This is a genomic window from Mycobacterium sp. TH-M116, from assembly GCF_057473685.1.
In genome coordinates this window covers 1-7,226 of record NZ_JBYCLC010000175.1, presented here as the reverse complement: position 1 = coordinate 7,226, position 7,226 = coordinate 1, and the positions used below count along the sequence as shown (strand labels likewise).

Genomic DNA, 7,226 nt, shown 5'->3' with positions numbered 1-7,226 from the left:
GGGTCGATCTCGCCGTCGCGCGCCAGCGCCTCGAGCACGGCGACCACCTGCGATTCGGCGTCGGTGTTGAAGACGCGGCGCGCCGCGGGGCGGGTGTCGGAGAAGCCGAACCCGTCGGTGCCCAGCGTCACGTAGGTGCCCGGCACCCACGGCCGGATCTGCTCGGGGACTCCCCGCATCCAGTCCGACACGGCGACCACCGGCCCGGCGGCGCCGTCGAGCGCCCTGGTGACGTAGGGCGTCCCCGCGGGCCGGTCGGGGTGCAGCAGCCTGGCCTTCTCGACGGCCACGCCGTCGCGGTTCAGCTCGCCCCAACTGGTCACCGACCACACGTCGGCGGCGACATCCCACCTCGCGGCCAGGATCTCCGCCGCCTTCAGCGCCCCGGGCATGGCGACACCGGAGGCCAGGATCTGGGCCTTGCTGGCGCGCTGTTCGGTGGCGGTGTGGTAGCGGTAGATGCCCCGCAACACGCCCTCGGGATCGAAGTTGTCCGGCTCGGGCGGCTGGACATAGGGCTCGTTGTAGAGGGTGATGTAGAAGTACACGTTCTCCGGGTCCGGCCCGAACATGCGGGCCAGCCCGCTTTCGACGATGTAGGCGATCTCGTAGGCGAACGCCGGGTCGTAGGACACCACCGCGGGATTGGTGGCGGCCAGCAGCAACGAGTGACCGTCGGCGTGCTGCAGGCCCTCCCCGGTCAGCGTGGTGCGGCCCGCGGTGGCCCCGAGCAGAAAGCCGCGGGTCATCTGGTCGGCCGCGGCCCACAACCCGTCGCCGGTGCGCTGGAACCCGAACATCGAATAGAAGATGTACAGCGGGATCATCGGCTCGTTGTGCGTCGCATACGACGTGCCGGCCGCGATGAACGACCCCACCGAACCCGCCTCGCTGATGCCCTCGTGCAGGATTTGCCCGACTTCGCTCTCCTTGTAGGCCAGCATCAGGTCGGCGTCCACCGCGGTGTACAGCTGGCCCAGGCGGTTGTAGATCTTCAGCGACGGGAACCACGAGTCCATGCCGAAGGTGCGCGCCTCGTCGGGAATGATCGGGACGACGCGCGGCCCGACCTCTTTGTCGCGCATCACCTCCTTGAAGGTGCGCACCAATGCCATCGTGGTGGCGACCTCCTGGTTCCCGGAACCCTTCTTCAGTACGGCGTAGGTGTCGCGGCCGGGCAGTCGCAGCGCCTTGGTCTTCGTGCGGCGTTCGGGCAGGAAACCGCCCAGCGTGCGGCGCCGGTCGAGCAGGTAGCGGATCTCCGGAGCATCGGGACCGGGGTGGTAGTAGGGCGGCAGGTAGGGGTCCTCGTCCAACTGGGCGTCGCTGATCGGGATCCGCATGGAGTCGCGGAACCACTTGAGGTCCTCCAGCGCCAGCTTTTTCATCTGGTGGGTGGCGTTGCGGCCCTGGAAGTGCGCGCCCAGCGAGTAGCCCTTGATGGTCTTGGCCAGGATGACCGTCGGCTGGCCCTTGTGCTCGACGGCGGCGCGGTAGGCGGCGTAGACCTTGCGGTAGTCGTGGCCGCCGCGCTTGAGGTTCCAGATCTGCTGGTCGGTCATGTTCGCCACCAATTCCTTGGTGCGCGGGTCGCGGCCGAAGAAGTGCTCGCGCACGTAACCGCCGTCGTTGGCCTTGTAGGTCTGGTAGTCGCCGTCGGGTGTGGTGTTCATCAGGTTCACCAGCGCGCCGTCGCGGTCGGCGTGCAGCAGCGCGTCCCACTCGCGGCCCCACACCACCTTGATGACGTTCCAGCCGGCCCCGCGGAAGAACGACTCCAGCTCCTGGATGATCTTGCCGTTGCCGCGCACCGGGCCGTCGAGGCGCTGCAGGTTGCAGTTGATCACGAAGGTCAGGTTGTCTAATCCCTCGATAGCACCGATGTGCAGCAATCCCCGGCTTTCCGGTTCGTCCATCTCGCCGTCGCCCAAAAAGCACCACACGTGCTGGTCGGAGGTGTCCTTGATGCCGCGATCGTGCAGGTAGTGGTTGAAGCGGGCCTGATAGATGGCGTTGAGCGGGCCCAGGCCCATCGACACCGTCGGGAACTCCCAGAAGTAGGGCATCAGCCGCGGATGCGGGTAGGAGGGCAGCCCGCCGCCCGGGTGGCTGTGCTCCTGGCGGAAGCCGTCGAGTTGCTCGGCGCTCAGGCGGCCCTCCAGGAATGCCCGTGCGTAGATGCCGGGGGAGGCGTGGCCCTGGATGAACACCTGGTCGCCGCCGCCGGGATGCGACTTGCCGCGGAAGAAGTGGTTGAACCCGACCTCGTAGAGCGCCGCCGACGACGCGTAGGTCGAAATATGGCCGCCCACTCCGATTCCGGGCCGCTGGGCGCGATGCACCATGATGGCCGCGTTCCACCTGATCCAGGCCCGGTAGCGGCGCTCGACGTCCTCGTCGCCGGGAAACCACGGTTCCAGCTCGGTCGGGATGGTGTTGACGTAGTCGGTGGACGTCAGCGCCGGGATGGCCACCCGCTGCTCGCCCGCCCGTTCCAGCAGCCGCAACATGAGGTAGCGCACCCGCGCCGGGCCCGAGCGTTCCAGCAACTGGTCAAAGGACTCCAGCCACTCCGACGTCTCCTCGGGGTCGATGTCGGGCAAATACGACGCCACACCTTCGCGGATCACCCGAACCCGGTCGCGTTCGCTTGCGCTGCTTGGGTTTTTCGCCAGATCATGACGCGCGAACTCGGTGGTCAACGCACTGCTCCTGTGGTTTGCGGGACAACTGCCTTCGCGGTGCATCGCACCCGACCCCTCTATCGTGCCGCACCGACGGTCGGTGCGGGAACCCGCGGCCCGTCCGCCGCGATCCGGTGCGTCGGGAGCCTGGTGAACGTCGTCACCCGGTAACGTCAGCAGCCGTGCTCATCGGATGGCGCGGGGTCCCTCGCGCGCGCGGGGGCGACCTGCGCAGACGGGGCGCCCTGGCGCTGGGCTGCACGGCGGCTGCCCTCATGGGCGTGCTCGGCCTGCTGGCGGGGTGCACCACCGTCACCAACGGCACGGCGACGCCCGACACCAGACTGGCCCCCGCCTACCGGCAGTCGGTGTCGGCATCGGTGTCGGCCTCCGAGGCGACGTCGAGCAGCCGGGAGTCCCAGCGGCAGCAGTCGCTGACGACCAGAGCGATCCGCAGCTCGTGCGATTCGCTCGCCACCGCCAGCAAAGACGCGATCGACAAGGTGAACGAGTTCGTGGCCGCGTTCAACGGGGGCCGCAGTACCGGCCCGGCCGAGGGGCCGGCCGTCGAGGCGCTCAACGACAGCGCCTCGAAGGTCCTCAACAGCCTCAACGATGCGCTCTCGCCGCAGCTCAAAGACGCGTTCAACGCCTACGCCGACGCGGCGCACGCGGTCGCGAACGCCATCGGGACCCACGCGCCGACCGGCGAGTTCAACAGGCGGGTCGACCGGCTCAACGACGCGAAGACCAAAGCACTGAAACTGTGCCTGGCGTCGTTCTGACAAGACCCTGTCCAGGCGGTTCCCAGGACATCACCTGAGTGGCCGTAGAGCCCCGATCCTGGCTGTGCGACGATAATCTCCATCGCACGGCGCGAACGATTACAAGGAGGCTCCACGGTGGTCGCGGCGGATCACGCTCGCAAACTGGGCATCCAAAGAGACCACGTCGTCCAGGAGTGGGGCTGGGACGAAGACACCGACGACGACATCCGCGCCTCCGTCGAGGAGGCGTGCGGCAGTGAATTGCTCGACGAGGACACCGACGAGGTCGTCGATGTCGTGCTGCTGTGGTGGCGCGACGGCGACGGGGATCTGGTGGACACCCTGATGGATGCGATCAGCCCGCTGGCCGAGGACGGCGTGATCTGGGTGCTGACGCCCAAGACGGGCAGACCGGGGCACGTGCTGCCCGCCGACATCGCCGAGGCCGCTCCGACCGCGGGCCTGATGCCGACCTCGTCGGTCAACCTCGGGGACTGGGCCGCCAGCCAGCTGGTTCAGCCCAAGTCCCGGGCCGGGAAGCGGTGATGCTGCCGCTCGGAGCCGCCGCCCCCGAGTTCACGTTGCGTGACCAGAATCAGCAGCGCGTGAGCCTCAGCGGCTACCGCGGCGGCAAGAACGTGCTGCTGGTGTTCTTCCCGCTGGCGTTCACCGGGATCTGTCAGGGCGAACTGGACCAGCTGCGCGACCACCTGCCCGATTTCGAGAACGACGACCGCGCGGTGCTCGCCATTTCGGTGGGCCCGCCGCCCACCCACAAGATCTGGGCGATCCAGAGTGGATTCCTGTTCCCGGTGCTCTCGGATTTCTGGCCGCACGGCGAGGTCAGCCAGGCCTACGGCGTGTTCAACGACGACACCGGCTACTCCAATCGGGGCACGTTCGTCGTCGATCGGTCGGGTATCATCCGGTTCGCAGAGATGAAGGAGCCCGGCGAGGCGCGCGACCAGCGACTCTGGGCAGAAGCACTGGCGGCTTTGGCGGATTGAGGATCGGGCGAGTGCACCCTCGCCGATTTTGGGCACTTGCCCTCGGGGCGTGTACCCTGCCCCGGCGGGCATGGGGCGCGTAGCTCAGTGGTAGAGCTCTGGTTTTACACACCAGCGGTCGGCGGTTCGATACCGTCCGCGCCCACCATCAAAAGTAACGTTATAACCGCTCTTTCGTGCGGACGTGGAAAGACAATTGCTGAATCGGGTGAGCCAGTGTCCCAAGAGTGTCCCATTAGAGCCGCCCAGGTGTCCGGTAGGCCAATATGGCCGAGGTCGCTGAAAGCATCCCGCCGTGGAAAGCCGCCGATGAGCGACGTTGTTATGCGTCTCATGTCCCACCCGCACCTCGCAGATATCGTCGGCGACTGGGATGCGGCTAGGCCGCTGCGCTCGGCAGAGACGAGCATCTATTCCGCCCGTCGCAGGTTTAGAGCCGAGTAAGTATGAGCATCGACTGGGATCGTCTGGGTCAACCACGATTTGACCGCGTTGTCGAGGTGTTGGCATATCGGGTTCCGTAGCCGCTCAGGTGCGCAGACCGCCGTGAACCGGCACCTGGCCGAGACAACCGCCGACCCGTCGCACATCGCCCGGCGCAAGTGGGTTGACGGCAAGCGCCGCTTACGCGCCCGGCTATGCCGACAACTTTCAGCCGCCGAGACGGCCAACGATCCGCAGGCGGTGACGCAACTGTCGGCCGCAATCGACCGCGTGGACGACCAACTAGCCAAGGTATCGGGGTACTACGCTCCCCAGAACCTGAACGTGTCGGTAGGCGCTGCGCCCTCGGCGGCGACCGCCGAATGGCTGCGCCAGGTTTCGGCTGCCGCTGCGGCAGTGAGCGGTGGCGGTCGGCCCGCTGCCCTGGTGTAAGATTCCGAGGTCATCGACGCCGAGGTGGTCTGGTGAGCGAATTCGGCGCGCCCGATGTGGCCGCCGCCGAGGCAGTCGCGGTGCTGATGACCGAGGTGTCCGAGGGCCGCCTGGCGGCCTCCACGATGGCCGACCGGGCGGCTACCCGCTGCCGCGAAGTGTTTGGTCAGTGTGACGGGCCGACAGATCCGCTCTGGTCAGTCCACGTCGAGCTGGCGCGTCAGGTGCTCGGCCACGGCGGTCTCCCGGCCGCCGAGCTGGCCCAGCGGCTCTCGGTCGCCCGTAACCGCGAAAATCCCGGCGCGGCGGCAGATTACCGGCTAGGTAACGCGCACAGCCCGAGCAACAACGATGATGACCTCGGGGGCGACGACGAACTGGCGGACGTTCCGTGCGAGGTACTGGCCGAGGCCGAGGCGGCGGCGCTGGCAGTCATCGACCGATACCGACAACCAGACGGTGACGGTGACGGTGACCTATGACTGGAGAGCCACGTCGACGCTCGTTGCTCGCCCGCATCCACGACAAGCTCAGTGGGCCCGAGCCGATCGCCGCACCCGAATCCGAGCTTCGCACCCTGGGCCAGGTGATTAACGATGAATCACCCGACGAGCCGGAGCCGCCGCGTGTTGAGCACCGCTACGGGTCAACCTTCCGCGTGCGGATGAGCTTCGACGAGGTGCTGGCCGCGCGAGGCTGCGGCACGGCTGACCTCAACCACTGCCGCCGTCTGGTCCCACCGGGCGATACCCAACGGCAGCGTGATGCCGCGTCGCGACGCGCCGGATATATGCACGGCGAGGTGCTGTGGCCCTCACAATAGACGCCCCACGACCGGCTGTTGGGACACCTTCGGGCCACTGCGCACGCCCGGCCTCGCCGGAACCCGGTGAAGTTCGCTCTGCCCTGGGACAAACCATGCCGGCCAATACCCCGACCACTTGATACAGGATCGAGCGGACGATTGATGACCGCACAGAACACCAGCTCAGGCGATTTCCCGTTCGAGAGCGTAGAACAGGCCGCGCACGCTTTGGCCGAGGCCGAGCACCTCGCGCAACTGCGCGCGCTCCGCGTGCCGACAACGCCTCACGAACTCGGCCAGCGAATCATGCGTGGCTACAGGATCACGCCCGCGGTGGCATTGGTCGGGCAAGCGATCGACCGCGCGATCCGCGAGCCCGACCAGCGGGTCATCATCGTGATGCCGCCGCGCGAGGGGAAGTCAACGACCGCCGCCGTGCTGGGCACCCTCGCCGCACTGCGCCGCAACCCCGATGCGCGAATCATCTTGGCAAGCTACGCCGACGAGCTAGCCGAGAAACACAGCCGCGAGGCGCGCCAGCTCATCGCCGAATACGGTGGCCTGTTCGGCCTGCGCCTGTCTCCCGACAAAGCCAGCGCAGGGCAGTGGACCCTCGACGCGCACCGTGGCGGGCTACTGGCATCTGGCCTGCTGTCCGGCCTCACAGGCCACGGCACCGACGGGCTGCTCATAGTTGACGACGTAGTGAAGAACATGACCGAGGCCGACTCGCCGACCTACCGCCGCCGGGTAGTCGCTGAGTTCCGGAGCACACTGCTGACCCGCACCGAGCCCGGCGCCTCCGTATTCGTAATAGGTACGAGGTGGGCACCCAGAGGACTTGATAGGGGTGCTACTCGCCGAAGAAAGCGGACATTGGCAGTTGATCAGCGTCCCCGCGGTAGCTGACGCCGGAGTGCCCGATTCGCTTGGTTGCGCCCCCGGCGAGGTCATGGTTTCTGCCGTGGGTCGTACATCCAGACATTTCGCCGCGGAACATGTCAAGGCTGGTGAGACAGTTTCTTACGCGGATTTGATGAGTGCTTCGGGGGTTGGTTGGTTGATCCAGGCGACGGTGGGCAGTTTT

Annotated in this window: 8 protein-coding genes and 1 tRNA gene; 8 read left to right on the top strand and 1 reads right to left on the bottom strand. The window is 67.1% G+C overall.

Annotated features, from left to right (window positions below):
• Nucleotides 1-2,702 (bottom strand): pyruvate dehydrogenase (acetyl-transferring), homodimeric type (gene aceE, locus AC2VOK_RS08965; RefSeq protein ID WP_428900159.1); only part of this gene is annotated, 2,702 nt, incomplete at its 3' end.
• Between the two features lie 164 nt (nucleotides 2,703-2,866).
• Here aceE and AC2VOK_RS08960 point away from each other — a divergent pair.
• The 8 genes from AC2VOK_RS08960 (at nucleotide 2,867) to AC2VOK_RS08925 (ending at nucleotide 7,048) form a co-directional block, all read left to right on the top strand.
• Nucleotides 2,867-3,469 (top strand): hypothetical protein, encoded by a 603-nt coding sequence (locus AC2VOK_RS08960; RefSeq protein ID WP_428900158.1) that lies wholly within the window; start codon nucleotides 2,867-2,869, stop codon nucleotides 3,467-3,469.
• Between the two features lie 117 nt (nucleotides 3,470-3,586).
• Nucleotides 3,587-3,997, top strand: a complete 411-nt coding sequence (locus AC2VOK_RS08955; RefSeq protein WP_421531180.1) for a DUF3052 domain-containing protein — start codon at nucleotides 3,587-3,589, stop codon at nucleotides 3,995-3,997.
• Nucleotides 3,997-4,458, top strand: coding sequence for a peroxiredoxin (locus AC2VOK_RS08950; RefSeq protein ID WP_428900157.1), 462 nt, complete (start codon nucleotides 3,997-3,999; stop codon nucleotides 4,456-4,458). Before AC2VOK_RS08955 ends, AC2VOK_RS08950 begins: the two co-directional genes overlap by 1 nt.
• A 73-nt stretch (nucleotides 4,459-4,531) precedes the next feature.
• Nucleotides 4,532-4,606: transfer RNA gene (locus tag AC2VOK_RS08945), tRNA-Val, on the top strand.
• A gap of 398 nt (nucleotides 4,607-5,004) precedes the next feature.
• A complete protein-coding gene (locus tag AC2VOK_RS08940) occupies nucleotides 5,005-5,334 on the top strand; it encodes a hypothetical protein (protein WP_428900156.1) in 330 nt (109 codons plus the stop codon).
• Nucleotides 5,335-5,366: 32 nt separating this feature from the next.
• A complete protein-coding gene (locus AC2VOK_RS08935) occupies nucleotides 5,367-5,816 on the top strand; it encodes a hypothetical protein (RefSeq protein ID WP_428900155.1) in 450 nt (149 codons plus the stop codon).
• A gap of 23 nt (nucleotides 5,817-5,839) precedes the next feature.
• Complete coding sequence (locus AC2VOK_RS08930) at nucleotides 5,840-6,157, top strand: SET domain-containing protein (protein WP_428900154.1); 318 nt, start codon at nucleotides 5,840-5,842, stop codon at nucleotides 6,155-6,157.
• 144 nt (nucleotides 6,158-6,301) lie between these two features.
• Nucleotides 6,302-7,048, top strand: a complete 747-nt coding sequence (locus AC2VOK_RS08925) for a hypothetical protein (RefSeq protein ID WP_428900153.1) — start codon at nucleotides 6,302-6,304, stop codon at nucleotides 7,046-7,048.
• Nucleotides 7,049-7,226 lie beyond the last annotated feature (178 nt).

Coding starts and splice junctions, on each gene's coding strand:
- AC2VOK_RS08925 (WP_428900153.1), top strand. CDS start 6,302: ATGACCGCACAGAACACCAGCTCAGGCGATTTCCCGTTCGAGAGCGTA.
- AC2VOK_RS08950 (WP_428900157.1), top strand. CDS start 3,997: ATGCTGCCGCTCGGAGCCGCCGCCCCCGAGTTCACGTTGCGTGACCAG.